Below are 24,443 nucleotides of genomic sequence, written 5' to 3' on the forward strand. Positions count from 1 at the left end.
CCGCGCGACCAAGCATGATTCAAGAGGTTTGGGCGCCAACTGGGCGCCCCGGGACCATCGAGACCGGCATTTCACCCCGCCCGGCCCGCACACCGAAGATGATCTCAGCGCTCCGGGCGCGAGAGCCCCGCCCTCTGCCCCGCCACCCCGGCCGCAATGATCATTCGAATATGGGCTCGACCTGCGGATACCGGGGCAAGGACGGCCTTCCACCAGAACCGCCGCACGGGCGGGTGAATTCTGCTTTACGGCAGAGTTACGCGACACCGCCAGGCCCTGGCCGCCGCCCCGGCACCCGCCCGCAAGGCGCGGGACGACGCGCTCGGCCGCCGTCGCCCGCAGTGCGCGCGGGGGCCGCTTTGCGGGGCTCTCGCGCACCTTCGCACGGTCCGCGAAACACATTACCGAGCGTCGGCATGGCGACGACTGAGCAATACTCGACAAAGTTCCGACAATGGGGCCCATCGGCCCTAGCCATCGCGTCCGTCTCACATCAGCCACACCCTCCGGCGAAATCAACCTCTGAGACGCTGCCGTTCCCCGGACGGGACCACACTCGTCCCCGATTGGCCACATTCGGCCATTTCGGTGTCCGCGCCGGCCACGGGCTCCCCACCGGCACCGCCCGGCTCCCTCTCCGGCGGAGGTGGGCGCGGAGGACTCACCCTTTGAGGTGGTCAAGCTGTTCGAAGAAGAACTCTCCATAGCCGAACCGCCGCCCGGCCTGCCTGATCTGGGCTTCCAGGGCGGCGTCCAGCCGCGCGTAGTGATTGATCGCGATCCTGACGAGGAACCGCAGGGCGAGTTCGGGTCGTCCGTCCGCGGCCAGATCCGAGAGCGCGGTACGCAGGGACGGCTCCTCCACCGGGTCCCGCTCGAAGTTCTGCCGGATCGAGAGCCGGTCGACGATTTTCCGCACGGCCCGTACCACCGCGTCGTCGCGCTCGATCTCGTCCTCGACGGCCGTGGACAGGCCTGCCTTCAGGACCGCCGGCTCCATGATCGAGATCAGCCGCTCGAACCATTCCCGTCCGTCGATTCCTTCGGTGGACGGGGCATGGTGCCCGGCGGTGGCCGAACGCCATATCTCCTCGAGCTGCCGGGGTGTGAGGGACGAGCCCGCCAGCAAGCGTGCGTCGCAGACGTACTGCTGCAGGCTCGGCGCCGACTCGTTGCGCGCGATGTCCTCGAGCACGGCCGGAGCGGACGGGTAGCGCGTCCACCAAGTCGGCGTGAACCACCCGATCGCCAGAACCGTCAGCCCGAAGTCATCGCTCCGATCATGCATATTCACCTCCGCTCCCTCCGGCCACGTGCCGGTCAGGGCTCGGGGTAGGCCGTGTAGACGTACCAGCCCGGCGAGTGTCCCTTGGACCTCTGCAGGATGACCGTGAAACGGTTACTCGAATCGACGAAATCACCGTTGCGATACATCACCTTTCCGAGTGGCGGAGCACCATTCGGTCCTATTTGATAGCTGATGGGGAACCTATCACTGCTTCCGTGCGGTCCCTTGCGCTGGAGCCAGTTCTGTATCTTCTTCGCGTTCTTCGGATCATCGAGAGCGGCGTTGATCGCCGACTCCGCCGTCGCACGGTCGGCCCATTTCCCCGCCACGCCCCTGGTGTTCCTCGGGTCCTGTGCATGCGCGCGCAGGCGTTCCGGTGACGCATCCACGTGATCTTGCAGCGTGTGCCCCAGCTTGAGCGGATCCGGCCGATGACCGGGCGGCCGGTTCGTCGGCTCCTCGTGCAGATCCAGATCGCGGCAGTTGTGGACGAGGACGTCTCGCTCGCCGGCCGCGACGAAGAACGTCGGTATACCGTCGACCGTCAGGTTGTGCACCCGTTGCGCACGGCTGTGGCGGCGGTGGCCGACCACCATGGCGCGCCGCCCGTCCGGAGTGACGAGAGTGTCCCCGAAGACCAGCCGGCCGCCGTCGATCCAGTCATCGGTGCCGCCGTCCACCCAGAAGGGATGGTTCGCCGTCGCCGTGATGCGGGCGGTCGCGCCGCCCAGCCGTCCGTCCAGATCGACGGTCAGGTCCACCAGTTCCTTGGGCCCGGACCCGACGATGTGGCGGATCACCCTTCTGGGACCGCTCCTGCCGCTCTCGGGATCGCTCGCCCAGATCGTGTCCCCGACGTCCACGTCCTCGATGGGTCTTCGGGTCCCGTCCGCCATGAGCACCCGGGTGCCGGGCACGAAGCTGTTGGGCTGCCGATTGCTGAGCTCGCACGCCTCCTCGGCCCGGTCCAGCCGGTCCCTGGCGTCCTTGCGGGCCTTGCGGGCCTTGTCGAGCCGGCGCTTGAGGTCCAGGAACCGGTCGATGAGCTTGATGACCTTGGGGATCGATTTCAGCAGCTTGCCGATCTTTCCCCATGGCACCAGCCCCACCAGGGCCCACAGGCAGTCGCCCAGATTCGGGTTCTCGATACAGGCGATGATGTCCCCGGCGATGAAGTCCAGGCCGAGCTTCCCGATCTCCTTCAGCAGACTGAAGTCGTTCCACTCGTTCTCGAGCCGCTGCGCCTCCTGGTCGGCCTGGGTGGCGGCGTCACGGGCCGCGCGGTACTCGCGCTCCTCCGGTGTCTCGCCGTTCCCGGCCGGTGTGTTCGTGACCCCTGGCGAAGGCTGCGGCGAACTCGACGGCGTTGCGCTGGGAGAGGCCCCGCCGTCGCCGCGGTCGCAGTTCTCCCCACCGGCGGCATGGCAGACGCTGGCGCGGATCCTGGCGACGACCGTGTCGGGGAGTGCGACCACCACGGTCGCGGCGACGATCGTCCCGACGAGCAGGACGATCGCGACGTAGGAGAGCGCCCCTTCTCCGCGATCTCCCCTTCGGCTGAGCACCGAGACACCCCCGCGGCAGTGAGCGGCCGAAGTGGTCAGCAAACCAAGTGTCACTCGCGGGCACATAGGCCCCGGGACCTAACCGGGGACCTCAATCGGAGTCGCGGAACGGGTCAGGTCGGTTCGAACGAGGCCGCGATCTTCTCCGCTTCGGCGGGCAGGCCTCCTTGCCTGGCCTCGATGTCCACGAAGCAGAAGCGGTCGGCGGCCACCGGCACGCGCACGGTCAGGCCGCTGACCGGGCCGCTTCTCTTCTGCGAGTCGTAGGTGGCCTTGAAGCCGGGCTTGCCGCCGACCGTCAGATCGGTGATCTTCGAACCCGGCGCCAGCGCCTGCTGCTTGCGCTTGAGCTGCTCCAGCGAGGCACCGACCATGCCGCCGCGGTCGCATCCGGCCTGCAGGTGCGGCGCGAGGCCGGAGGCGACCGACGTGTCGATCGCGAACACGGTTCCCTGCTTCACCTGCCGCTCCATCAGGCTTCTGATCAGAGGCCCGGTGTCGCCGTCCAGGCCGAAGGTGGTGCGCACGACCGCGGAAGAGTCGTTGAGCGGGTCCACCCCCTTCCATCCCGCGGGGAGCCGCAGCGTGACCCCGCTGCTCCCGCCGCCGATGCGGCCGCCCTCCCCGGTGGGCGCCCCCGTCTTCGTGGGAGCCGACGTCGCCGGTGGCGCCTGCGACGCGGCGGCCGTCGGGGTGACCACCGGCGAGGCCGCCGACCGTTCACCGGCTCCTGAATCGCCGCAGCAGGCGAGCAGCAGCGGAGCGGCCACGGCGAGGGCCGCCATCGCCGAAGGCTTCATCGTTCTCCCTTTGTGTCCGGTCGCGTCACCGTGGCGGCCGGACGGCGAGCCGCCGTCATCCACCGATCTTGTGCACCTGCCCCGCCGGGGGAGCCTGGATGAGGACGGGCTCACCCCATCGGCTATAGGTCACCGTCTGCACTCCGCGCAGATCCTGCGACGTCGTGTAATCGACCTGGAATTTCTGTGGAAGCCCCTTGCCGTCCACCCACAGAGTCCAGGTGACGTCCTTGAGACCGACCTTGGCGAGCGCCCTGTAAGCGGGATCCGTACCGGCGATCTTCGCGGCCGGCGTGGAACCGGAATAGCGCCGCACCTGAACACCGCCGAGCGTCTCCGGGGCCGGAGCCCCCTTGAACGTGCCGTTGCGCACCAGCGCGAGCCCGGTGTCGGCTGTCATCTGGGAAAGGGCCTGATCGACCTGGTCCATGAGACCGGTCAGCAGCGTCGTGAACGGCCCGAGTTCGGGATTCTTCGCGTCCTGCCGGCTCAGCCGCCCCCAGGGCTTCCCGGGAGCCTGTTCCTCCCCGGCGACGCGGGTGTAGATGACCCCGTCGAGCACCACAGCCTCCGTGGTCCCGGGATCGGCGGGGTCCATGTCCACGATCGTCATCTGCGCGCTCGGCGGCCGCACCCCCGTCCGCAGCTGCGCGGTGATCTTCTGCTCGATCTTCTTTCCGCCCTCGGCGCTCGTCGCCGCGTGCTCGGCGCGGACGCTTCCCGCCCTGCCCGCCTGACGCGTGATCACATCGACCAGGGCGGCCGGGGCACCGGGCAGGTCGACATCGGCGAGCTGCGCGGCGGGGACGGGCTTCGACGGAGTGCGGGCGGCCTTGGGCCGGGAGCCGCTCTCGTCCCCCGTACATGCCGCGGTCCCGGCCAGGCACATCGCGAGCACAACGGCCGCCGAGAGACACCTCATATCGCAGAACCCTAAGGGCAGCTGCGCGGAACGAGCAGTGCGCCGGCCGTATTTGGGCCCTGATTGGGTCCTGAGACCCGTGCGAGTCGACAGAACCTGTTATTGCCTCTTCTGAGGGCTGTTATGGGGGAATGGAGCACGGGCGGCATGCTCAGACGGCGGGCGGATCGGGGCGAGGGGTCGCTCTCCTATGTCGCGATCGTTCTGCTGGTGGGGACGATCGTGGCGGCGACCGCGGTCGTGGCGCTGCCCGAGTCGGTGGTGGCCAAGATCCGTGCGGCCGTGTGCGTCGTCGGCGGTGGTGAGGACTGCGACGGCCAGGGCTCGGCGTCGCCGAGCGGGTCGCCGTCGCCGAGCGGGTCGCCGTCGCCGAGCGGGTCGCCGTCGCCTTCGGGATCGCCTGCGTCCACGGGCCCGTCACCGAGTCCGTCGGGGTCGGAGTCTCCGGAGGAGCGTGAGCTGCGGGAGGCGCGGGAGGCGCTGGCGGCGGCCGAGGAGGATCTGGGCGCCCTAGAGGACGAGTGGGAGGCGTTCGATCTCCTTGAGGAGATCGGGAAGCTCGGGCTGGACTTCATCGCCGGGGACATCATCGCCTGCGTCGAGAACCCGAACCTGGGCGACTGCCTGTGGGCGCTGGTGGGGCTGGTGCCATGGGGGAAGATCGGCAAGCTGCTGAAGTCGATCCCCAAGGTCATCAGGCTGATCGACCGGTTCCTGGACCTCAAGCGCCGGCTGGACAGGGCCCGCAGGGCCCGCGGTGACGCCAGGGACCGTCTCGACGACGCGCTGGAAGCCTGCAGGAACCGCAGGGGCGGCAACAGCTTCGTGCCCGGCACCCGGGTGCTGCTGGCCGACGGGACCCGGAGACCCATCGAGGACGTCGCGGTCGGTGACCTGGTGTGGGCCTCCGATCCCCGCACGGGCCGTGCCGGGCCGTACCCGGTGACCGCACTGATCACCGGTACCGGAGTGAAGCACCTGGCCGAGATCACCGTCGATCCCGACGGGCAGGTCGGCGGCCCGACCGCGCGGATCACGGCCACCGCCAACCACCCGTTCTGGCTGCCGTCGGGCGGCTGGACCGATGCCGGCGACCTGATGCCCGGCGACGCGCCGGCCACCCCCGGGGGACGCTCGGTGCTGGTGGTCGACACCCGCGAGTACACCCGTACCGAACGGGTCCACAACCTCACCGTCGACGGCCCGCACACCTACTACATCTCGGTCGGCGGCGTGGACATGCTCGTCCACAACGACCCCACCCCCGGCCCCGGCGAGGCGTGCGACGCCGACGGCCCGGACGCGTCCCCCGAACCGTCGGCGACCCCCTCCGCGAGCCCGTCCCCGAGCCCCTCCGGCACCCCGGGGAAGGGCCAGCCTGACCCGGCGAGCCAGGCCGGCGACGTGGACCTGATCGCCGACAAACTGGCCCTGCACGCCAACCACCGCAGCATCCCCGGGGTGCCGGACGATCAGCTGGCCGAATATCTGGAGAACATCATGCGCGGCACGCCGGGCATCAAGATGCGGCCGACGCCGTCCGGCACCCCCCGCTGGGCCTGGTGGGACTCCAACACCGGGACAATGGTCATCCGGGAAGGGAACGACGGGACCTTCATGCAGCCGGACCGCGGCTACCAGTACTTCCTGGAACAGATCAACGAGTGATGGGGCGCACCGGCATGACGGGGACACCGGCCACGGACTCCACATGGGAGCGGCTGCCCGCGGCGCAACTCGCCGCGGTGGCCGCCGTGGACGGGGAAAGGCTGGAACTGGAACGCTCGCGGCTGCCCGCCGCGGCGGCGGAGCGGCTCGTGGAGCCCACCTACTCCGTCCGCTCCCGGTTCCGGTACTGGGAACGCCTCGTGACCCTGATGGAGAACGACTGGGCCCCCCGCGGCCGCTACATCGTGGACGAGTACATCAACGACCTCGAGTCGAGGGACCGCATCGACGACATCCTGCGAGCCCATCCCGTCCTCGCCACAGGACTCGTCACGGACCTGCTGGCCCGTCTCGACCGGCGATTCCTGGAACGGACGCTGCCCGACGACGGCGCGGCACTGCGCACTTACGCGAAGGCCCTGCGGGAAAACGTGCCGCTCAGCGAGCGCTGGTACAGACGTCCCGTCACGATCCCGTGGCTGTGACCGCCGGACCGTCCCCACTCGTGCGGAGTGGACGGGACGGCGGCACGCTCTAGAGTTCGGTGCAGCAGCCTCGTGACACTCGGGAGTCGGCGATGACGAATCCTTCGGAGCAGCCCCATCGGCAGGCACCCGGCCCGTACGGGCCGCCGCCTCTGCCGCGGCAGTCCGGGCCCGTTCCCGGTCAGCGGCAGGACTGGAACCAAGGTCCGGAGGCACAGCAGGCCACGGGTGCGCCGCAGCAGCAAACGCCTCAGGGGTGGGTGCCGCCGGAGCGGACGGACAAGGGGCTGCTGGGGGCGCTGCTGGACGCCAACTTCAACCACCTGGTGACACCCAAGCTGATCAAGCTGCTCTACGTCTTCTCGCTGCTGTTCGTGACGTTCTCCTCGCTCATCGTGCTGGCGTGCGGGATCTGGCTCATGCAGATCCATGACGGCTGGCTCGTCGGGCTGCTGGTCATCGGAGCCTCCCCGGTCGTCTGGGTCTTCCAGGCGGTGCTGGCCAGGGTGTTCCTGGAGGCCGTGGTGGTGCGGTTCAAGACGGCCGAGCACCTTCGGGTGATCAAGGACAAGATCTGAAAGGGCGCGTTAGGCTCGCGTGCAGGCGCGCGGGGACATGGACGGGGCATGCAGGTGGGCGACTTCGAGGAGCCGGAGGGCGAGGGTCCGCCGCGGGCGACCCGCCGGGATCCGGGGGTCACTCATAGGGATCCGTACGTTCCGGGGCCGCGGGCGACGCGGCGGGACGGCGGCGGGGCGGCGGGAGCGCAGGAGCCGCTGCTGCGGCTGCCCGGGGAGCTGGCGCGGCGGTTCGAGGTGGTCGCGGAGCTGCCCGTCCAGGGGGCCGAGTCGGATCTGCTGCTCGTACGGGATCAGGGCGGCGAGTACGTCGTCAAGCTGTTCCGGCGGGGCTACCACGCCGACCGGGAGGTGTGGGCGAAGCTGCCGGCGCTGGGGTCGCCGCATGTGGTGCGGATCCTGGAGACCGGGCAGGCCGAGGGCCGGGACTACGAGGTCTCGGAGTACGCGCCGGACGGCAACCTGCGGGCGCTGATGGGCGGGCCGCTGCCGAGGGCGGCGGTCGACCGGATCGTGGAGCAGCTGGCGCGGGGGCTGGAGGCGCTGCACGGGGCGGGGATCGTCCACCGCGATCTCAAGCCGGAGAACGTGCTGGTGCTGGCCGCCGACCCGCTCCGGGTGGCGATCACGGACTTCGGGCTGAGCAGGGTCATCGAGCAGAGCGTGGTGTTCGCGTCGTCGTCGCGGACGCTGGCGTACGCGGCGCCGGAGTCGCTGTCGGGGCAGGTGTCGCCGGCGCGCGACTGGTGGTCGCTCGGGATGATCGTGCGGGAGCTGGTGACGGGGCGGGCGCCGTTCTCCGGGCTGAGCGAGACGGCCGTGGTCGACCATCTGGCGACGCGGGCGGTGCCGGCCGGCGATGTGGACGATCCGCGGTTGCGGCTGCTGTGCCAGGGCCTGCTCACCCGGGATCCGCGGCGCCGGTGGGGCGGCGCGGAGGTCGGGCGGTGGCTGGCCGGCGGGTCGCCGGAGGTCGTCGAGGAGCCGCGCACGCCGCCGCCGGGTACGGGGGTGCCGTTCGACGGGCGGCGCTACGACGACCGGGCGGAGCTCGCGCGGGCACTGGTCGCGAAGTGGGACTTCGCCGCCTCCTATTTCTTCGGCCGGGGCGAGGCCGGGGAGGCGTGGCGTTCGCTGCGGGAGTGGCTGAACGGGCTGCCCGACGACAGCCGGATCGGGCTGATCGACGGCTACCTGACGACGGATCTGCCGCCCGACGTGAAGCTGCTGCATCTGGTGCGGTGGCTGGAGCCGGGGCTGCCGCCGCACTATCTGGGGCGGCGGGTGACGGCGGACGATCTGCCGGGCCTGGCGGGGCTCGCGGGTGATTTCGAGCATCCGGACCACCGGGTGGCGTGCCTGCTCGGCACGGAGCTGTGGGAACGGCACCTGCTACGTGTCCTGGCGGGCTTCGAGGGCGGCCGGGAGCTGGCCGCGATCGACGACCGCTGGCGGTCGCACGTGGCGGCGTGGAACGAGCTGACGGCCGGGCTGCGGCGGCACGTGCCGCCGGGGGCGGCGGCCAGGCTGCCGGCGGCGGAGTCGGAGGATCCGCCGGTGCTGCGGCTGACGCTGCTGGCGCTGGCGGCGCGGCCGGGCGAGGCGCGGGAGCGGATCGCGCGGGCGGCGGAACGGGCGCGGGCGTCGGTGCGCGAGCCTGTCGGCTGGTTCGGCTGGATGGCGGACGGCGCGGGCGACGATCCGCTGCGGCTGCTGGCGGTGGCGCGGGCCGCGCCCGAGGCCGTACTGGAGAACGAGGCCGCGGAACGGGACCGGCGCGCGGCCGAGCGGCGCACCGGCGAGCTGCGCGAGCGCTGGGCGGACCGGGAGCGGCGCCGCCTGGCGGGCCGGCCGGCGGCGGTGCGCCGGGCGGTGGCCTGGTCCCTGCCGCTGCTCGCGGTGTGGCTGCTCGGCAGCCTGTTCGTCGGGACGGTCCTCAGCGGCGAGGAGGGCGGTACGCGGAGCCAGGGAGGCTTCCAGCTGCCGCCGGGCCTGCCGCTCGGGGTGCTGGCCGCGTTCTCCCTGCTCGCGTGGGGGGTGCAGTGCGGCAGCGAGGTTATGCTGGCGCGCACGCAGGGCGGCGACTACCTGCCGTACGGCCCGTGGTCGGCGCTGTCGGGCTTCCTGGGCGCGGGCGGCCGCGGGCTGGCCAAGGCGTCCCAGACGATGTCGGGCGCGGCCCGGCGGACGTCCGGGCGCGGATGCGGCCTGATGCTGCTCGCCGGGACGGTGCCGCTGCTGCTGTTCCTGATGCTGATCGGCATGGTCCTCTCCATCCCGAGCCCGCTGTGGGTGCTGGTGATGGTGGCCGGCGCGGCCGCGCACGGGGTGGCCGCCGGGATCAGGCTGCACCGGTGGCGGCAGGCGCACGCGGCGGCGGAGCGGAAGGCTCTCACATGACAGGGGTGGCATGAGCAGCGGACTCGAGGCCGACATCGCGCTGGACGCGGCCGTCGTCCTCAGCCTGGGGATGAACCGCGTGCTCGGGCGCACGGCGGGGCTGGCGGGGCGCGGCGCGGAGGCGCTGGCCGCGCTGGCGGCGGGAAAGGCCGAGGCGCGGGCGGCGGCGCTGGCGGAGGCCGAGTCGTACGACCAGGCGCTGCGCCAGGTCCTGGAGCGCAACGCCCGGATGGCGGCGCTGGCGGAGACGCGCGAGAAGCTCGGCGCCGACGTGGCGCTGCCGCGCCCGCTGCGCCCGGCCGAGCAGCCCGCAGAGGAGCTGACGGCCTGGTGCGCCGCCGTCGACCCGGAGCTGGACGCGGCCGAGCGGGCACTGTCGGAGCATCTCGCGGGCCAGGTCGCGGCGGAGATCTTCGCCGTACCGGCCGGTGAGGGCCTGAGCGCCGACCTCGGCACGCCGGCGCCGCCGCCTCACGCCGAGAGCGCGGACGTCCACCGGACGCTGGAGCGCGTCCTCGCGCGCCTCCTGCCGGACACGACGGAGGCCGACCGGCGGGCGGTGGCGGAGGCGGCACGGCTGCTCGCCGAGGCGGCCTCGCCGGAGGAGGCCGAGGGCGTGCTGACCGAGGTGCGGCTGCGCGTCGGCGCGGCCAACCGCCGTACGGAAGAGGTGCGCGCGGAGGAACGCCGGCGGGCGGCGGAGCGCGACGCGGCGGAGCAGGCGGAGGCCGAGCGGCGGTACGTGCTCGGCTCGATCACCTCGGCGTTCGAGGAGATGGGGTACGACGTCGAGGGCGGCTTCGAGACGCTGGCCCCCGCCGGTGACGGCACGGTCGTGCTGTCGCGGGGCTCGTGGCCGGACCACAGCATCCGGATGCGGGTCGACGACGCGGCGCACGTGCGGGCCAAGATGGTGCGGACGAGCCCGGCCCGCAGCGAGGACGACCGGCGGCTGGACGTGGAGCGCGAGCGGGAGTGGTGCGAGGCGTTCGAGGCCGCCAGGGAGCGGCTGGCGGCCGCCGGCGTGCGCTCCCAGATCACCTGGCGGCTCGCCCCGGGGGTCCAGGAACTGCCGGTGTCCGGCGCGGCACGGCAGACTGGGACCCGACCCGCCCAACGCGAGCGCCGCCGGGAGCGTGAGAAGTGACTGCCTGCAAGGCCCCGTCCGTACGTGAGCGGCCCCGAGCCGCCCACCGCCGAGCGGAGGCGAGGCAATGAGCGCGAGTGGCCGCGTGGCGGCTGGACTGAGGAGCGCAGGGAGCCTGCGACTGGAGCGACGAGGGAAGCCGCCGCGTGAAGCGGCCGCTCGCCGCCGAGCGGAGGCGAGGCAATGAGCATCGAGTCGCCGACGTTGGGTGGGCGGTTGCCGGGGTGGCCGCCGTTCATCAGGGAGTTGGACGCGACGCTTTCCGTGCACTCCCAGTACGTGCTGTCGGGGAATCTCTACGACAGCTTTCTGGCGCCGCCCCTGGACGGTGCCGGGGCGGGGCGGCTGCTGCCGCTGCGGGAGCTGCTGTGGGAGTCGCTGCGGTCGAGCGGGTTCTCCTGCATGGTGGTGTACGACCCGGTGGACGGGCTGCAGGTGCATCCCGACACCGGTGACGAGATCTCCGAGGAGGCGCACCGGGCGGCCGACCAGCTGCTGGGGAAGCGCAAGGACGGCAAGCCGTCGCTGGAGGCGCTGACGGGGCATCTGGCGTCGATCGCGCGGCCGTCGGAGAACCTGCGCGCCGCGTTCGTGATCGACTCGGCGTCCCGGATCGCGCGGACGCCGACGGATCTGGAGCCGGCCGAGCGGGACTTCTTCCGGTTCTGCGCGAAGCTGTCGCGGTCGGCGCGGCCGGTGCGGGTGGTGGGCGCGCGGCCCAAGCCGCTCTACAACCCGATCATCTGGCTGGTGGAGCGGCCGGGTGATCTGCCGCCGTGGCTGACCGCCGACAACGAGACGATCCGCGAGATCACGATCCCGCGGCCGCATCTGGGCGACCGGCAGGAGACGGCGCGGCTGCTGGCGCGGGCGTTCGGCGTGAGCAACGTGGAGGACGACCAGGTCGCGGCGGCGGCGTGCGACGCGTTCGCGGAGCAGGCCGACGGGCTGACGCTCCAGTCGATGATCGAGGTGACCCGGCTGGCCAAGGAGCGCAACGTCGATCTGGCCGACCTGCCGGACGCGGTGCGCACGTACAAGCTGGGCGTGCTCGACAACCCGTGGAGCCGCGGCCATCTGCGGCGGCGGGTGCTGGACGGCGAGCGCAAGGTCCCGGAACGGGTGATCGGCCAGACGCAGGCGGTGACCAAGACGCTCGACATCCTCAAGCGGGCGGTGCTGGGGCTGTCGGGCGCGCAGGCGACGCGGTCCGGGAGCCGGCCGCGGGGGGTGCTGTTCTTCGCCGGGCCGACCGGTACGGGCAAGACGGAGCTGGCGAAGGCGATCACCGAGCTGGTGTTCGGGGACGAGTCGGCGTACCTGCGGTTCGACATGAGCGAGTTCTCCGGGGAGGGCTCCGGGGACCGGCTGATCGGGTCGCCGCCCGGGTACGTGGGGCACGAGGCGGGCGGCGAGCTGACCAACGCGGTGCGGGAGGACCCGTTCCGGGTGATCCTGTTCGACGAGATCGAGAAGGCGCATCCGCGCATCCTGGACAAGTTCTTGCAGATCCTGGAGGACGGCCGGCTGACCGACGGCCGCGGCAACACCGTGCACTTCTCCGAGTCGATCCTGATCTTCACGTCGAACCTGGGGATGTACGTGCAGGGCCGCGACATCACGGCCCGGTCGGACGTGGCGTCGCCGCCGGCACCGCGGATCCAGAACATCACGCCGGGGATGTCGTACGACGAGGTGGAGCACCGCATCAAGGGCGCGGTCGCCGACCACTTCACCGAGGTGCTGAACCGGCCGGAGCTGCTCAACCGGTTCGGCGACAACATCGTGGTGTTCGACTTCATCGGCACCGAGGCCGCCAACAAGATCTTCGATCTCCAGTTCGCCAACATCTGCCGGCGGGTGACCGACGAGCACCGGCTCATCCTGGCGGTGAAGGGCGACGCGCTGAACACGCTGCGCGAGTGGTGCACGGCCGAGCTGGACAAGGGCGGCCGGGGCATCGGGATGGCGCTGGAGTCGTACTTCGTGAACCCCCTCGCCCGGGCGCTGTTCGACCGGGAGCTGGTGCCCGACGAGCGGATCACCGTGTCCGGCATCCGGCGGGAGGGCAGCATCGTCCATCTGGACCTGCTGTGACCGGGCTGCTGCTGGCGAAGGCGCACTATCCGGTGACCACTCTCGGCCCCGGGGTCCGCGCGGGTATCTGGACGCAGGGCTGCACGCTCCATTGCAAGGGCTGCCTCTCGCGGGACACGTGGGACGCGGATCCGGCCAGGAACGTGCCGGTGGAGACGGTGCTGGGGTGGCTGAAGAGCCTGCCCGGGCCGGTGGAGGGGGTGACGATCTCGGGCGGTGAACCGTTCCAGCAGCCCGCGGCGCTGGCGGCGCTCGTGCGCGGTATCCGCAGGTGGCGGGACGAGTCCCACCATGAGACGATTCCATTGGACATTCTCGTTTACAGCGGATATGTCTACTCTCGGCTCTCGCGTTCCCCGGAGGCGCGCGAGATCCTGGAGTCGTGTGACGCCGTCATCACGGGGCCGTACATCGATCGGCTCAACCCGAGGGGGCGACACGCCCAGAGCGGCTCTCTACTCTGGAGGGGGTCGGCCAACCAGCGCGTCGTACCACTGTCCCCCCTGGGACAGGCGAGATACGGGGCCCTGAGCGGCGCCGACCAGGTTGAGGAAGAACAGGACGCAGGGCCCCGAGTTCAGGTGTCCGTGGACGAAGGGCCGGAGGGAAGGCGGGTGTACTACATCGGGATCCCGCGGAGAGGTGACATGGATCACCTCACATCGACGCTGGAGCGCGCCGGGGTACGAGCGGGGGAAGTGTCATGGCGACCTTGAATTGCCCTGTCTGTGACGAGCCCTTCCAGCAGGGCGATCTGCTCTGCCTGAGCTGCGGGGCCAATCTGGCGCGCGCCGGGGGCGGCCGCCGGCAGGGACCGGCGTACGACGACCAGCAGCCACCGCGGATTCCGCCCCCGCCCGGCCCCCAGCAGGGCTACGGGCAGCAGCCCGCCTACGGCCAGGACCAGCAGCCCGCCTACGGGCAGCAGGACCAGTACGGGCAGGACCCGTACGGCGGCCACCAGCAGGCTCCCCAGCACCACCAGCAGCAGGGCGGCCAGCACCAGCAGGGCGGCGGCCAGTACGGCCAGCCGCAGCAACCCGGCCCGGGCGACAACCCGTACGGCGGCGGTGGCGGCGACGCCCAGTTCGGCGCCCCGTACGGCCAGCAGGGCCAGCAGCAGCCCCCGGCGCAGAACCCGCACCAGCCGCCCGGCCCGCCCCAGTACCAGCAGGGCGGCGGCCAGCATGACCAGTACGGCCAGCCGCAGCCCCAGTACGGCGAGCCGCAGCAGCAGCCGCCGGTCCCGAACGACCCGTGGGGCTCGCCCCAGCAGGGCCAGCAGGGCCAGCCCCAGCAGGACCAGAACCAGTGGGGCGCTCCCCCGCCGCCCTCACCGGACCAGTGGGGCCAGCCGCAGCAGCAGCCACCGCAGCCGCAGCACGGAGGCGGCCAGCACCAGCACCAGCCCCCGCCGCCGCAGCACCAGCAGCATCAGGGCCAGCCCCAGCAGGACCAGTGGGGCGCTCCCCCGCAGCAGGACCAGTGGGGGCAGCCGCAGGGCGGCGGCCAGTACGGCCAGCCGCAGCAGCCCGGCCCGGCCGACAACCCGTACGGGCAGGCGCCCCAGCAGGGCCTCCAGCCCCCGCCGCACGGCCGCGAGGCCACCCTGCTCCCGCAGGACCAGCAAGGGCAGCACCGTCCGGGTCCCGACAGCACGGGCCTGATGTGCCCCTACTGCGAGGCCGTGCTGAGCAACCCGAGCGCCGCGCAGTGCGACTCCTGCCTGCGGCCGCTGCCGCAGCAGGGCACGCCGGTGCTGCGGGTCCTGTTCCCCACGGGCGAGCTCAAGGTCTCGGTCGGCCAGCACCTGGTCCTGGGCCGGGACGCGGGCCAGTCGCCGGTGGCGGCCACGTTCACGCAGTACGACAACGTGTCGCGGCGCCACTCGACCGTCTGGCTCGACCCGTCCGGGACGGCCTGGGTCCGCGACGAGGGCTCCACCAACGGCACCTTCGTCAACGGCGAGCGCCTCCCGCGCGGCGTCGAGGCCCCCCTCCGCGACGGCGACCAGCTCCGCCTGGCCGCCGACGTGACCGGCACCGTCCAGCTGAAGTAAGCGGCAGCACCGCAGAAAGCCCGAGGGCCGCTCCGTACGACGGAGCGGCCCTCGGGCTTTCCAGGGCGTCAGCTCGCGCGCTTGGCGCGGGCGCGGGTGCGCTCGCGCTCCTTGGCGTCCAGGACGACCTTGCGGAGCCGTACGGCGGTCGGGGTGACCTCGACGCACTCGTCCTCGCGGACGAACTCCAGGGCCTCCTCAAGGGTGAGCAGGCGGGGCGGGGTGAGGGTCTCGGTGCTCTCGGCCGTGGAGGAGCGGATGTTGGTCTTCTGCTTCTCCTTGCAGATGTTGACGTCCATGTCGTCGGAGCGCGAGTTCTCGCCGACGATCATGCCCTCGTACACCTGCGTGGTGGGGCCGACGAAGAAGGTCCCGCGCTCCTGGAGGTTGGTGATCGCGTACGCGGTGGCGGCGCCGGTGCGGTCGGCGACCAGGGACCCGGACGGGCGGGTGCGCAGCTCGCCGAACCAGGGCTCGTAGCCCTCGAAGACGTGGTGCGCCATCCCGGTGCCGCGGGTCTCGGTGAGGAACTCGGTGCGGAAGCCGATCAGGCCGCGGGCGGGGACCAGGAACTCCATCCGGATCCAGCCGGTGCCGTGGTTGGTCATGTGCTCCATGCGGCCCTTGCGGACGGCCATGAGCTGCGTGACCGCGCCGAGGTGCTCCTCGGGGAGGTCGACGGTGAGCCGCTCGACGGGCTCGTGCTTCTTGCCGTCGATCTCGCGGGCGACGACCTGCGGCTTGCCGACGGTGAGCTCGTAGCCCTCGCGGCGCATGTTCTCGACGAGGATGGCCAGCGCCAGCTCGCCGCGGCCCTGGACCTCCCAGGCGTCGGGACGCTCGGTGGGCAGCACCCGGATCGAGACGTTGCCGATCAGCTCGCGGTCCAGGCGGTCCTTGACCAGCCGGGCGGTGACCTTGGTGCCCTTCTCGCGGCCGGCGAGCGGGCTGGTGTTGGTGCCGATCGTCATCGAGATCGCCGGCTCGTCCACCGTGATCAGCGGCAGCGGGCGCGGGTCGTCGGGGTCGGCGAGGGTCTCGCCGATCATGATGTCGTCGATGCCGGCCAGCGCGATGATGTCGCCGGGCCCGGCCTCGTCGGCGGGCTTGCGGGTGAGCGCCTCGGTCATCATCAGCTCGCTGATCCGGACGCGCTCGACGCTGCCGTCGCGCTTGCACCAGGCGACGGACTGGCCCTTCTTGATGACTCCCGAGTGCACCCGGCAGAGCGCGATCCGGCCGAGGTAGCTGGAGGCGTCCAGGTTGGTGACGTGCGCCTGGAGCGGGGCGTCGGGGTCGTACGAGGGGGCCGGGATCGTCTGCTTGATGATGTCGAACAGCGGCTCGAGGTCCTCGCTGTCGGGCATCCCGCCGTTCTCGGGCTTGGCGAGGGACGCGCGGCCGGCCCGGCCGGAGGCGTAGACGATCGGGAAGTCGATCTGGTCCTCTTCGGCGTCGAGGTCCATGAACAGCTCGTACGTCTCGTCGACGACCTCGTCGATGCGGGCGTCCGGCCGGTCGGTCTTGTTGACCACGAGGATCACCGGCAGCTTCGCGGCCAGCGCCTTGCGCAGCACGAACCGGGTCTGCGGGAGCGGGCCCTCGCTGGCGTCCACCAGGAGCACGACGCCGTCGACCATGGACAGGCCGCGCTCGACCTCGCCGCCGAAGTCGGCGTGGCCGGGCGTGTCGATGATGTTGATCGTCATCCCGGCGTGCCGGACGGCGGTGTTCTTGGCCAGGATCGTGATGCCCTTCTCACGCTCCAGGTCGCCGGAGTCCATGACGCGGTCGTCCACGTCCTGGTTGTCGCGGAACGCCCCGGACTGCCAGAGCATGGCGTCGACCAGCGTCGTCTTCCCGTGGTCGACGTGGGCGACGATCGCGACGTTCCGGAGGTCGTCACGCGTGGAGATGGGCATGCGGTCTCGCCTTGGGTGAGAGTGTGGGGTTCCGCCGCAGACTGCGACTCTTTCGATTCTACTGGCCGTACAACGTCGACGGCCCGCTCCCGTCTTCCCGAGCGCCGCACATCTTGCTATTTGGCCAACTTTGCCCGGACTTTGTACTCTCCCGTAATCCGGTCGTTCCGAGTCCCGCCCCCCGGGACGACGGCCGGACACCGCCGAATCCCCCTCGGGGGAACCGGGGACCCAGGCCCCCTGGGGTGAATCGGCGCGCACTCCCGCGCGCCGTAGGGCGACTCCTGGCCCGAACCCGTCAGCTAACCCGGTAGGCGGCCAAGGAGAGGAGTTCACCGGTTTGTCACCGGCTCGCGAACGGCGCGGCTTCGCCGTGCCCTCCCTCACCGCTGCCTCGATCGTCGCGTTCGGCGCGCTGACCCCGATCGCCGCGGAGGCCGCCGTGCACCCGGCGGCCGCGCCCACGCTCGCGCCCCCGGCCGTACGGGCCGCTGCCACCCCCGCCGCGCAGCCCAAGCCGTCCGAGAGCGAGCTGCGCAAGCGCCTGGACGCGCTGAACACCGAGGCCGAGAGGCTGACCGAGGCGTACAACAAGACCCGCGTCGACCTGAAGGCCGCGCAGCGGGCCGAGCGGACCGCCGCCCAGACCGCCGCGCGCCTCCAGCAGCAGGCCGCGCCCGCCCGCGAGGAGCTGGGCCGGCTCGCCGCCGCCAACTACATGGCGGGCGGCTCGGACATGTTCTACGGCGCCGGCACCGACACCTCCGGGCTGTCGGCCTCCGCGTACCTGGCGCAGAGCCGCGCCGCCGCCGTGAACCGCCTCCAGGCGCAGATCGACCAGGCCACCCGGGCGCAGAACGCCGCCAGGGCCGAGACCGCCAAGGTCCAGCAGGCCGCGACCAAGGCCGCGCAGGCCCGCGAGACGGCCCGTTCCAAGGTCGCCGAGGTCGTCAGGCAGCTGGACAAGCTGACCACCACCCGGGTCAGGGACCCCAAGACCGGGCTCAAGGCCACCGTGAAGGGCTCCGACCTGCCCGCCAAGATGGCCCGCAAGGCGCTCACCAAGATCGGCAGCCCGTACGTGTGGGCCGCCGCGGGACCGAACAGCTTCGACTGCTCCGGCCTGGTGGTCTGGGCGTACGGGAAGGTCGGCAAGCCCGGCCTCCCCCACTACACCGGCGCCCTGTACGGCGAGGGCCGGAAGGTGAGCAGGGGCGAGCTGCGGTCCGGCGACCTGGTCTACTTCGGCTCCAGCCTGCACCACATGGGGATCTACCTCAGCGACGGCAAGTACCTGCACGCCCCGCAGACCGGCGATGTGGTGAAGATCTCGAAGATGTCGGACCGCTCCGACTACGCGGGCGCCAACCGGATCTCCTGAGACCGGCCGGCGGGCCGGCGCGGGCCCGCCGGTCCACCCGCGCCCCGCCGGCAGCCGGCCGCCCGTACGCGGCCTCAGCCGCTCAGGTGCGGCCGTACGGCCTCGACGATGGGCAGGTCCGCGGGGAGCCACGCCACGTCGTACAGCTCCGCCGGGCCCAGCCACCGCAGCGCGAGGTGCTCCAGCGCGCGCGCCTCGCCCTCGACGATCGCGGCGGTCCACACCCGCAGCACGCCGCCCAGGACCAGCGGCCAGTCGCCGCCGATCCGCTCGGCCAGGGCGATCTTGACGCCCAGCTCCTCGTGGCACTCGCGGACGAGGGCGTCCTCGTCCGTCTCGCCGGGATCGACCTTGCCGCCGGGAAACTCCCAGCCGCCGGCCAGCGCCGGCGGCTCGGCCCGCTGCGCGGCCAGCAGCCGTCCCCCGGAAATGATCGCCGCGCCCACCACTACGTTGATCGTGACCAGCCCCTCTCTGCCCGGCATCATGCCGGACGGGCGGGCCGGGCGTCTCAGGAGGCCGCGCTGCGCGCCGATCCGGCGGCCGGGCCGGGCGCGGAACCGGGCGCAGAGCCGGCCGCCCGCGCCGCCGCCACCACGGCCGTCGCGTCCTCGACGATCCGCTCCAGATGGCCGCCGTGCGCGCCGCGCCAGTAGACCTGGCCGCAGTCGGTGCAGCGCCCGTACACGTCGTAGCTGCGGCGGGTGCCGTCGGCCAGCTGCCGCTCGACCTCCTCCTTGTCCACCGCGGCCAGCACGCCGTTGCAGGCGGTGCAGCGGGTCCACGGCGACAGCTCGGGCGCGAAGCGCTCCAGCAGGTCGCGCAGCTGGTCGTCGGGGCGCGAGCCGCGCGCGTACGCGCCGAACCACAGCGCCCGGCGCCGCAGCAGCCCGCGGTCCTGCGTCAGCAGCACCCGGCGCTCCGCGTTCGCCTGGACGACCAGCGCGGGGTCGTCCATGTCGTTGTGGTACGCCGTGTCCAGGCCGAGCAGCCGCATCCGGCGCGCCAGCGTGCCCAGGTGGACGTCCAGCAGGAACCGCGGCGCGGTCTGGCCGGGCTCCAGCGGTACGTGCTGCGGCCGGGACACGGCCTCGACCCGTACCTCCTCGCCCGCGGCCGGCAGGTGCCCGGGCTCGACCGGGACACCGTCCACCAGCAGCCGCCCGGCCTCCGGCAGCGGCACGCCCAGGGACTCCACGATGTGCCCCAGCGTCGAGGTACCGTCGTGCGCCACCTCCTGCCGCGCCCGGCGGCGCGCCGAGGGCAGGAACATCAGCAGTTCGTCGTCGATCGAGATCGTCGTCGCGGGCTCCACGCGGCCAGCATGCCACGCGGCGCCGCGTTGTCGACCGAATTGATCCGGGCCGTGGGCGCCGAAGCGCGGGTAACGCGGACGGCAACTTCCCCTGAAACCGCCGCGCCCGCCTTGACCGGTTCCGGGGTCGCGCCCGCACACTCGGTCACATGAGGTTCCCCCGCCATCTGCTGCCGCTCCTGCTCCCGTTCGTCGCCGCCGCCTTCCTCGTCCCCGCCGGCCCGCCCGGCACCGGCGACCGGCCGCTCGCCGGGCCGCCCGCGCTCGCGGCCGTCATCGCCGCCGACGTCCCGCCGATCTGCGCGACCGACCTGCCGCCCGAGGCCGGCACCACCGTCCGCCTCATCGACCGGGGCGGCCCGTACCCCTATCCCCAGGACGGCACCGTCTTCCACAACCGCGAGGGCCTCCTCCCGGACGAGCCCGCCGGCTTCTACCGCGAGTACACGGTCGAGACGCCCGGCACCGACCACCGCGGCGCCCGCCGCATCGTCACCTCGGGCGACCAGGGGCACGACGGCATGTACTACACCGACGACCACTACGAGAGCTTCTCCGACATCGACTTCGCCTGCTGAGCCGCCGGACGGCCGGCGCGGCCGGGCCGCCGGCGCGGCCGTCCGGCCGGTCAGTCCTGCTGCGGCTGGGCGGCCAGCTCGGCGACCCGGCGCTTCATCTCCGGGCGGGCCAGCGGGCGGGTCGTGCCGATCCAGTCCGAGCGCTTGTACGACTTGACGCCGATGTTCGGCGTGCAGGTCGAGCAGCTCGCCACGATCATCTTGCCCTCGCTGATCACCATGCCGACATGGCCGGGATTGTTGGCGGACGTCCCCGGACCCGAGTTGAAGAAGACCAGGTCACCGGGCTGCTCCTTGCCCTTTTCGATCTTCACGCCCCAGGGCCACTGCTGGAACGTGGTGCGCGGGATGCTGAGCCCGACCGAACGGTACGCGCCCTGGAGCAGGCTGGAGCAGTCCCACGCGTCCGGGCCGTTCGCGCCGAAGATGTACCGCTTCCCGCGCTGCGCCATCGCGAACGCGATGATGCGCTGGACCAGCTCGCCCGCGTTGCCGGGGAGCTGGTTGTCCTGGCACTCGACGCCGTTCGACTGCACGATCTTGAAGTCGCCGCCCACGTACTTCTTGGCCCAGTCGAGGACGAGGTTCACGTAGTCCCACGAGTGGTTGTACATGAACAGGGCCGTCCGCATCCGCTCCGGGGCGCCGTTGTGCTTGAGGTAGCGGGCCGCGGACGGGATCGCGTCGTCGGGGTCGTAGCGGTCCTTCTTGCCGTCCTTGTCGCCGTCGACGGCGAACGACTTGAACGTCGCCGCGAGGAACTGCATCGGGCCGCCCGCGCCCGCGTAGTTCTCGCCGCTCTGCACGCCGGGCAGCCGGGACGTCCCGTGGCTGGTCTCGACCTTGCCGATGCCGGCGAGGACGTTCCACGGGATGCCGTAGTCCTTGCCCGCCTTCTTGTAGAGGTCGAGGTAGTTCGCCGGGATGGCGCGGGCGTCGTTCGCCTCGGAGGGCTGCGACCCCGCCTGCGACACGTCCACGCAGGCCGCGCCCGCGCCCCCGCCGCCGAACATGAACTGGCTCGCCCCGAACAGCACCGGAACGATCATCAGCGCGCCGAACACCGTCGCCACCGCGCCCAGCGCCGCCGCGGTCAGCAGCCTGCGCCGGTTCATTCGGTGTCACCGGTGCCGGCGGTGTCACCGGCCTGGCCCGCGTCGGCGGGACCGAACGCGTACACGCGCAGCGCCGAACCGTCGCGCGCGACCGTCACCGCGTACTGCTGGCTCTCCTGGCCCTCCTTGCCGCCCTTGGTCACCCGCTGCTTGCCGGTCACCAGGAAGATCACGGAGTTGTCCTCGATGTCGCGGACGCGGTCGAGGGTGGCCGTGCTCTGGGCGACGATCTGCTGCCGCCGCCGTTCCTCCAGCAGGCCCGGCGAGGCGGCGCCGCGCTGCAGCTCGCCGCGCAGCTGCTCGGTGACCATCCCGGCGAGGCGGTCGGTGTAGACCTTGGGGTCCTCGTCGTAGCGGTACGTCCCGTACGCCGCGGTGAACCGCTGCGCCAGGTCCGCCGCCGTCGCGAACTCCTGCTGCGAGAACGGCAGGAGGCGGTACAGGTCGAAGTTCTGAGCCGAGACCGTGCCGGAGATCCCCGGCGGCGGGGACGCGGGCCCGGTGGGGCCCGCGGTCGCGGCGGGCGGGGGGCTCGCGCTCTCCTCGCCGCCCGGGTCGCCGCTCGGCGCCGCCACGGTCAGGTAGACACCGACCGCGGCCAGCACCAGCACCAGTCCCGCGAACAGCCACTTGCGCTGACGGTCCGTCAGGTTCATCTAGTCGTCCCGCTCCGCATCACCGTCGACCGGACGCAGCCAGAACGGGATCGGCGGCTCGTGGCCGCCGCCCGAGTCGCGGCGTCCCCACAGCGGCGGGGGCGCCGGCCGCCCGCCGGAACCGCCCGCGGGCGCCGCGCCGGACGCGCCCGTACGGGGCTTCGGCACGTTCGACGCGGGGTCGGAGCCGCCGCCCTTCGCCGGGGCCCCGCCGCCGGACGAGCCGTTGCCGCCCCTGCCGCCGCCGGACCCCGCCGAGCCGCCGCTTCCGGACCCGCCGCCGGCGCGCCCGCGTCCCCGCCCGGAGGACGCGGCGGAGCCACCGGACGCGCGCCCGCTCCCGCTGCCACCGAACCAGCCGCCGCCACCGGAAGCACCGCCCGCACCGGCCCCGGCCCCGCCGGAGCCGCCGGAGCCGCGTCCGGCGCCGCCGTTGCCGCCGGTGCCTCTGCCGTTCCCGTTGCCGCCGCCCGTGACGGACGAGCCGCCGCCCGCGGAGCCGGCGCCCGGCCGGGCCCACGAGGTCGGACGTGCCGTGCCCCCGCCCGTACCGGCGCCACCGGCGGACTTGCCCCCGCCGGTCCCCGAGTCGCCTCTCCCGCCGCGCACGACGGCCCCGGCCAGCGCGCCGCCACCCCCGGACGCACCGCCCGCACCGGCGCCCGCGGCACCGGCCGCGGCACCGGCCGCGGCGCCGCCGTCGGTACGGGCGTCACCGAGCGCGCCCGCGCGGGACGGCAGGTTGAGCGGGGGCGCGCCGCGCCGCGACCGCCCCTGGGCCGCCGCCACGCCGCCGCCGCGCGGCTTGGCCGCCAGCACCGGCGCCGCCTCCGGCGACGGGCCCTCGCCCGCCCCGGCCGCGCCGCTGCGCCGGTCGTTCGCCGTACCGGCCGCCGTGACGCCGCCGTCGGCACCGGCCGTGCCCGCCTCGCCCGTACCGTCCGACTTGCCGTAGCGCGCGAGCCGGTAGCCCGCCGCCCCCGGCACGACCGCGGCCGCGACGGCCGTGGTGTTCTTGCGCGCCTCCACGATCGACTTCTCCAGCGAGGCGTCGCTCTTCTCCCGGGAACCGACCGCCGAGTACCCGACCGCCGAGAACAGATGCTGGAACGGCTTCCGGTAGATGAACGCCGCGCCCGTCACCAGCGCGATCATCAGGATCTGCAGGCCCCACGGCAGCGTCTCGCCGAGGATCAGCCCGTACGCCCACAGCAGCAGCGACAGCACGCCGATCAGCGCCGCCTGTTTCAGCAGCATCGACAGCAGCAGTTCCAGCCATCTGATGGCGATCACCCGGCCGATGCCCGGATGGATCCCGATGCCCAGGAAGATCGGCCCGGCCACCAGCAGCAGCAGGAAGGCGATCTTCACGACGATCAGCGCGATCGCGATCACCAGGATCAGCAGCCCGGCCACCAGCGCCGCGAACAGCCCGCCGAACGCCACCGCCAGCCGGCTCGTCCAGTTCTTGCCCTGGAACAGCGGGTAGACCCCGGCGTGCTCCTCCTTGACGTTGCTCGCGACGTCCTTGTACGCGTCCGCCTTCTTGGCCAGGTCGACCTTCTGCCCGCCGTGCGTCTCCGGCAGGTCGACGGCCTGCGACCACAGCAGCTTGTCGGCGTTGTCCTTGACCACCTTGGCGTTCGGGTCGGTCGTGCCGAACTGCCCCATCAGCCACGGCTTGCAGACCAGCGCCACCCACAGCCCGTTGGCGTTGCGCGAGGTCGCGTCCACGTTGGCGGCGCTCGCCGGATCCGCGCGGCCCTCGGGCGGCGGGATGCAGGTGGAGCCCTTCGCGTCGCTCTGCGGCAGCGCCGCGTTGAACGCCGCGCTCGTCGCCTCCGACACCTTGGTGCCCAGCGTGGTGAAGTCGGCGGGCCGCGCCACCAGCCAGATCAGCGCCACCATCGCCGCGACCATCCAGATCGCGCCCTCGGTGACCTTGCTGGCCCGCTTCCGCACCAGCCCCCACCAGGCCAGCCACATCGCGCCGAGGATGACCACCCACGACCAGTACCGGGCGTTGAACGTCTTGCCGATGTCGCTGATCACACCGTCGACGGTGTCCTTCAGCCAGCCCAGCAGCGACTCGGACGCCGCCGCCTGGTAGACGCTGATCGTCGTCCGGTCGATCGCCCTGACCAGCGTGAACGTGGTGTTCGCGAGCGCGTTGCCCATCATGGCCATCGCGTCGGAACAGCCCATGTCGACCGCGTACCAGTGCTGCCCGGCCGTCCCGTACCGGTCGTAGTACGTGAGCTGCTCGACCGGCGTCTTCTTCAGCTGCTCGTTCGGATAGTCCGGCGGCTTGATCAGCCCGTCCGTACCCGAGCCGTACTGCTCCGGCGCGGGATTGTCGGCCGGGCGGCAGGCGTCGCCCACGCCGGGCAGCGGGATGTCGGCGACCGCGGGCGAGATCGGGCTGAGGAGGAACAGGGACATGAGGATCAGCAGGACCGCCGAGCGG

At 72.3% G+C, this 24,443-nt stretch carries 22 protein-coding genes and 1 riboswitch; of the genes, 10 read left to right on the top strand and 12 right to left on the bottom strand.

Annotation, left to right across the window (positions count from 1 at the left end; genetic code table 11):
• Window positions 1-661 precede the first annotated feature (661 nt).
• From ACA361_RS01985 to ACA361_RS02000, 4 genes are all read right to left on the bottom strand, one after another.
• Window positions 662-1,294 (bottom strand): hypothetical protein, encoded by a 633-nt coding sequence (locus ACA361_RS01985; protein WP_375010011.1) that lies wholly within the window; start codon window positions 1,292-1,294, stop codon window positions 662-664.
• A gap of 26 nt (window positions 1,295-1,320) precedes the next feature.
• On the bottom strand, window positions 1,321-2,853 hold the full coding sequence (locus ACA361_RS01990; protein WP_375010012.1) for an RNase A-like domain-containing protein: 1,533 nt from the start codon (window positions 2,851-2,853) through the stop codon (window positions 1,321-1,323).
• 113 nt (window positions 2,854-2,966) lie between these two features.
• Window positions 2,967-3,653 (bottom strand): hypothetical protein, encoded by a 687-nt coding sequence (locus ACA361_RS01995; protein ID WP_375010013.1) that lies wholly within the window; start codon window positions 3,651-3,653, stop codon window positions 2,967-2,969.
• Window positions 3,654-3,708: 55 nt separating this feature from the next.
• Window positions 3,709-4,575 carry a hypothetical protein gene (locus ACA361_RS02000; protein ID WP_375010014.1) on the bottom strand — a complete coding sequence of 289 codons (867 nt, stop codon included), beginning with the start codon at window positions 4,573-4,575 and terminating at the stop codon, window positions 3,709-3,711.
• A gap of 147 nt (window positions 4,576-4,722) precedes the next feature.
• On the opposite strand from ACA361_RS02000, the gene ACA361_RS02005 reads away from it, so the two are divergent.
• From ACA361_RS02005 to ACA361_RS02035, 7 genes are all read left to right on the top strand, one after another.
• Entirely contained in the window at window positions 4,723-6,243 is a 1,521-nt protein-coding gene (locus tag ACA361_RS02005; RefSeq protein ID WP_375010015.1) for a Hint domain-containing protein, read from the top strand.
• A 14-nt stretch (window positions 6,244-6,257) separates the two neighbouring features.
• Window positions 6,258-6,728: a hypothetical protein gene (locus ACA361_RS02010; RefSeq protein WP_375010016.1), complete on the top strand. Its 471-nt coding sequence runs from the start codon at window positions 6,258-6,260 to the stop codon at window positions 6,726-6,728.
• A 260-nt stretch (window positions 6,729-6,988) separates the two neighbouring features.
• Window positions 6,989-7,306, top strand: coding sequence for a DUF4282 domain-containing protein (locus ACA361_RS02015; RefSeq protein ID WP_375010017.1), 318 nt, complete (start codon window positions 6,989-6,991; stop codon window positions 7,304-7,306).
• Between the two features lie 48 nt (window positions 7,307-7,354).
• Entirely contained in the window at window positions 7,355-9,706 is a 2,352-nt protein-coding gene (locus tag ACA361_RS02020) for a protein kinase (protein WP_375010018.1), read from the top strand.
• A gap of 10 nt (window positions 9,707-9,716) precedes the next feature.
• Window positions 9,717-10,853, top strand: coding sequence for a response regulator receiver protein (locus ACA361_RS02025; RefSeq protein WP_375010019.1), 1,137 nt, complete (start codon window positions 9,717-9,719; stop codon window positions 10,851-10,853).
• A 246-nt stretch (window positions 10,854-11,099) separates the two neighbouring features.
• A complete protein-coding gene (locus ACA361_RS02030; protein ID WP_375010020.1) occupies window positions 11,100-12,950 on the top strand; it encodes an AAA family ATPase in 1,851 nt (616 codons plus the stop codon).
• 32 nt (window positions 12,951-12,982) lie between these two features.
• Window positions 12,983-13,666 carry a 4Fe-4S single cluster domain-containing protein gene (locus ACA361_RS02035; RefSeq protein ID WP_375010879.1) on the top strand — a complete coding sequence of 228 codons (684 nt, stop codon included), beginning with the start codon at window positions 12,983-12,985 and terminating at the stop codon, window positions 13,664-13,666.
• Here the strand turns inward: ACA361_RS02035 and ACA361_RS02040 are convergent.
• Entirely contained in the window at window positions 13,603-14,139 is a 537-nt protein-coding gene (locus ACA361_RS02040) for a hypothetical protein (protein WP_375010021.1), read from the bottom strand. The two genes, ACA361_RS02035 and ACA361_RS02040, sit on opposite strands and share 64 nt — an antisense overlap.
• A 144-nt stretch (window positions 14,140-14,283) precedes the next feature.
• Window positions 14,284-14,589 (bottom strand): hypothetical protein, encoded by a 306-nt coding sequence (locus tag ACA361_RS02045; RefSeq protein ID WP_375010022.1) that lies wholly within the window; start codon window positions 14,587-14,589, stop codon window positions 14,284-14,286.
• 27 nt (window positions 14,590-14,616) lie between these two features.
• Here ACA361_RS02045 and ACA361_RS02050 point away from each other — a divergent pair, with 27 nt between their 5' ends.
• Window positions 14,617-15,009 carry an FHA domain-containing protein gene (locus ACA361_RS02050; RefSeq protein ID WP_375010023.1) on the top strand — a complete coding sequence of 131 codons (393 nt, stop codon included), beginning with the start codon at window positions 14,617-14,619 and terminating at the stop codon, window positions 15,007-15,009.
• A 68-nt stretch (window positions 15,010-15,077) separates the two neighbouring features.
• Here the strand turns inward: ACA361_RS02050 and typA are convergent, their stop codons facing one another.
• Window positions 15,078-16,931, bottom strand: coding sequence for a translational GTPase TypA (typA, locus tag ACA361_RS02055; RefSeq protein ID WP_375010024.1), 1,854 nt, complete (start codon window positions 16,929-16,931; stop codon window positions 15,078-15,080).
• Between the two features lie 191 nt (window positions 16,932-17,122).
• A riboswitch (cyclic di-AMP (ydaO/yuaA leader) is annotated at window positions 17,123-17,264 on the top strand.
• Between the two features lie 7 nt (window positions 17,265-17,271).
• Here typA and ACA361_RS02060 point away from each other — a divergent pair.
• Window positions 17,272-18,312 (top strand): NlpC/P60 family protein, encoded by a 1,041-nt coding sequence (locus ACA361_RS02060; RefSeq protein ID WP_375010025.1) that lies wholly within the window; start codon window positions 17,272-17,274, stop codon window positions 18,310-18,312.
• A gap of 74 nt (window positions 18,313-18,386) precedes the next feature.
• On the opposite strand, the gene ACA361_RS02065 is transcribed toward ACA361_RS02060, so the two are convergent.
• Both ACA361_RS02065 and ACA361_RS02070 read right to left on the bottom strand, forming a co-directional pair.
• A complete protein-coding gene (locus ACA361_RS02065; RefSeq protein ID WP_375010026.1) occupies window positions 18,387-18,800 on the bottom strand; it encodes a (deoxy)nucleoside triphosphate pyrophosphohydrolase in 414 nt (137 codons plus the stop codon).
• A 23-nt stretch (window positions 18,801-18,823) separates the two neighbouring features.
• The gene (locus ACA361_RS02070) at window positions 18,824-19,627 is read right to left on the bottom strand and encodes a Mut7-C RNAse domain-containing protein (RefSeq protein ID WP_375010027.1); all 804 of its coding nucleotides are present in this window, start codon (window positions 19,625-19,627) and stop codon (window positions 18,824-18,826) included.
• 149 nt (window positions 19,628-19,776) lie between these two features.
• Between ACA361_RS02070 and ACA361_RS02075 the strand changes: the two genes are divergently transcribed.
• Window positions 19,777-20,205: a ribonuclease domain-containing protein gene (locus ACA361_RS02075; RefSeq protein WP_375010028.1), complete on the top strand. Its 429-nt coding sequence runs from the start codon at window positions 19,777-19,779 to the stop codon at window positions 20,203-20,205.
• Window positions 20,206-20,255: 50 nt separating this feature from the next.
• On the opposite strand, the gene ACA361_RS02080 is transcribed toward ACA361_RS02075, so the two are convergent.
• From ACA361_RS02080 to ACA361_RS02090, 3 genes are read right to left on the bottom strand one after another with little or no spacing between them, the layout of a single operon-like run.
• The gene (locus ACA361_RS02080) at window positions 20,256-21,320 is read right to left on the bottom strand and encodes an NlpC/P60 family protein (RefSeq protein ID WP_375010029.1); all 1,065 of its coding nucleotides are present in this window, start codon (window positions 21,318-21,320) and stop codon (window positions 20,256-20,258) included.
• Complete coding sequence (locus tag ACA361_RS02085) at window positions 21,317-21,976, bottom strand: hypothetical protein (RefSeq protein ID WP_375010030.1); 660 nt, start codon at window positions 21,974-21,976, stop codon at window positions 21,317-21,319. Before ACA361_RS02085 ends, ACA361_RS02080 begins: the two co-directional genes overlap by 4 nt.
• Entirely contained in the window at window positions 21,977-24,418 is a 2,442-nt protein-coding gene (locus ACA361_RS02090; RefSeq protein WP_375010031.1) for a type IV secretion system protein, read from the bottom strand.
• Between the last annotated feature and the right edge of the window lie 25 nt (window positions 24,419-24,443).

The organism is Actinomadura sp. 21ATH (genome assembly GCF_041951345.1).
Classification (GTDB): domain Bacteria; phylum Actinomycetota; class Actinomycetes; order Streptosporangiales; family Streptosporangiaceae; genus Spirillospora.

Excerpts from the sequence above, each read along its gene's own strand:
- ACA361_RS01995 (WP_375010013.1), bottom strand. The coding sequence starts at position 3,653 with ATGAAGCCTTCGGCGATGGCGGCCCTCGCCGTGGCCGCTCCGCTGCTG.
- ACA361_RS02000 (WP_375010014.1), bottom strand. The coding sequence starts at position 4,575 with ATGAGGTGTCTCTCGGCGGCCGTTGTGCTCGCGATGTGCCTGGCCGGG.
- ACA361_RS02005 (WP_375010015.1), top strand. The coding sequence starts at position 4,723 with ATGCTCAGACGGCGGGCGGATCGGGGCGAGGGGTCGCTCTCCTATGTC.
- ACA361_RS02010 (WP_375010016.1), top strand. The coding sequence starts at position 6,258 with ATGACGGGGACACCGGCCACGGACTCCACATGGGAGCGGCTGCCCGCG.
- ACA361_RS02020 (WP_375010018.1), top strand. The coding sequence starts at position 7,355 with ATGCAGGTGGGCGACTTCGAGGAGCCGGAGGGCGAGGGTCCGCCGCGG.
- ACA361_RS02025 (WP_375010019.1), top strand. The coding sequence starts at position 9,717 with ATGAGCAGCGGACTCGAGGCCGACATCGCGCTGGACGCGGCCGTCGTC.
- ACA361_RS02040 (WP_375010021.1), bottom strand. The coding sequence starts at position 14,139 with ATGCTGGCCGCCGCCCTGCTGGTACTGGGGCGGGCCGGGCGGCTGGTG.
- ACA361_RS02050 (WP_375010023.1), top strand. The coding sequence starts at position 14,617 with ATGTGCCCCTACTGCGAGGCCGTGCTGAGCAACCCGAGCGCCGCGCAG.
- typA (WP_375010024.1), bottom strand. The coding sequence starts at position 16,931 with ATGCCCATCTCCACGCGTGACGACCTCCGGAACGTCGCGATCGTCGCC.
- ACA361_RS02065 (WP_375010026.1), bottom strand. The coding sequence starts at position 18,800 with ATGATGCCGGGCAGAGAGGGGCTGGTCACGATCAACGTAGTGGTGGGC.
- ACA361_RS02075 (WP_375010028.1), top strand. The coding sequence starts at position 19,777 with ATGAGGTTCCCCCGCCATCTGCTGCCGCTCCTGCTCCCGTTCGTCGCC.
- ACA361_RS02080 (WP_375010029.1), bottom strand. The coding sequence starts at position 21,320 with ATGAACCGGCGCAGGCTGCTGACCGCGGCGGCGCTGGGCGCGGTGGCG.
- ACA361_RS02085 (WP_375010030.1), bottom strand. The coding sequence starts at position 21,976 with ATGAACCTGACGGACCGTCAGCGCAAGTGGCTGTTCGCGGGACTGGTG.
- ACA361_RS02090 (WP_375010031.1), bottom strand. The coding sequence starts at position 24,418 with ATGTCCCTGTTCCTCCTCAGCCCGATCTCGCCCGCGGTCGCCGACATC.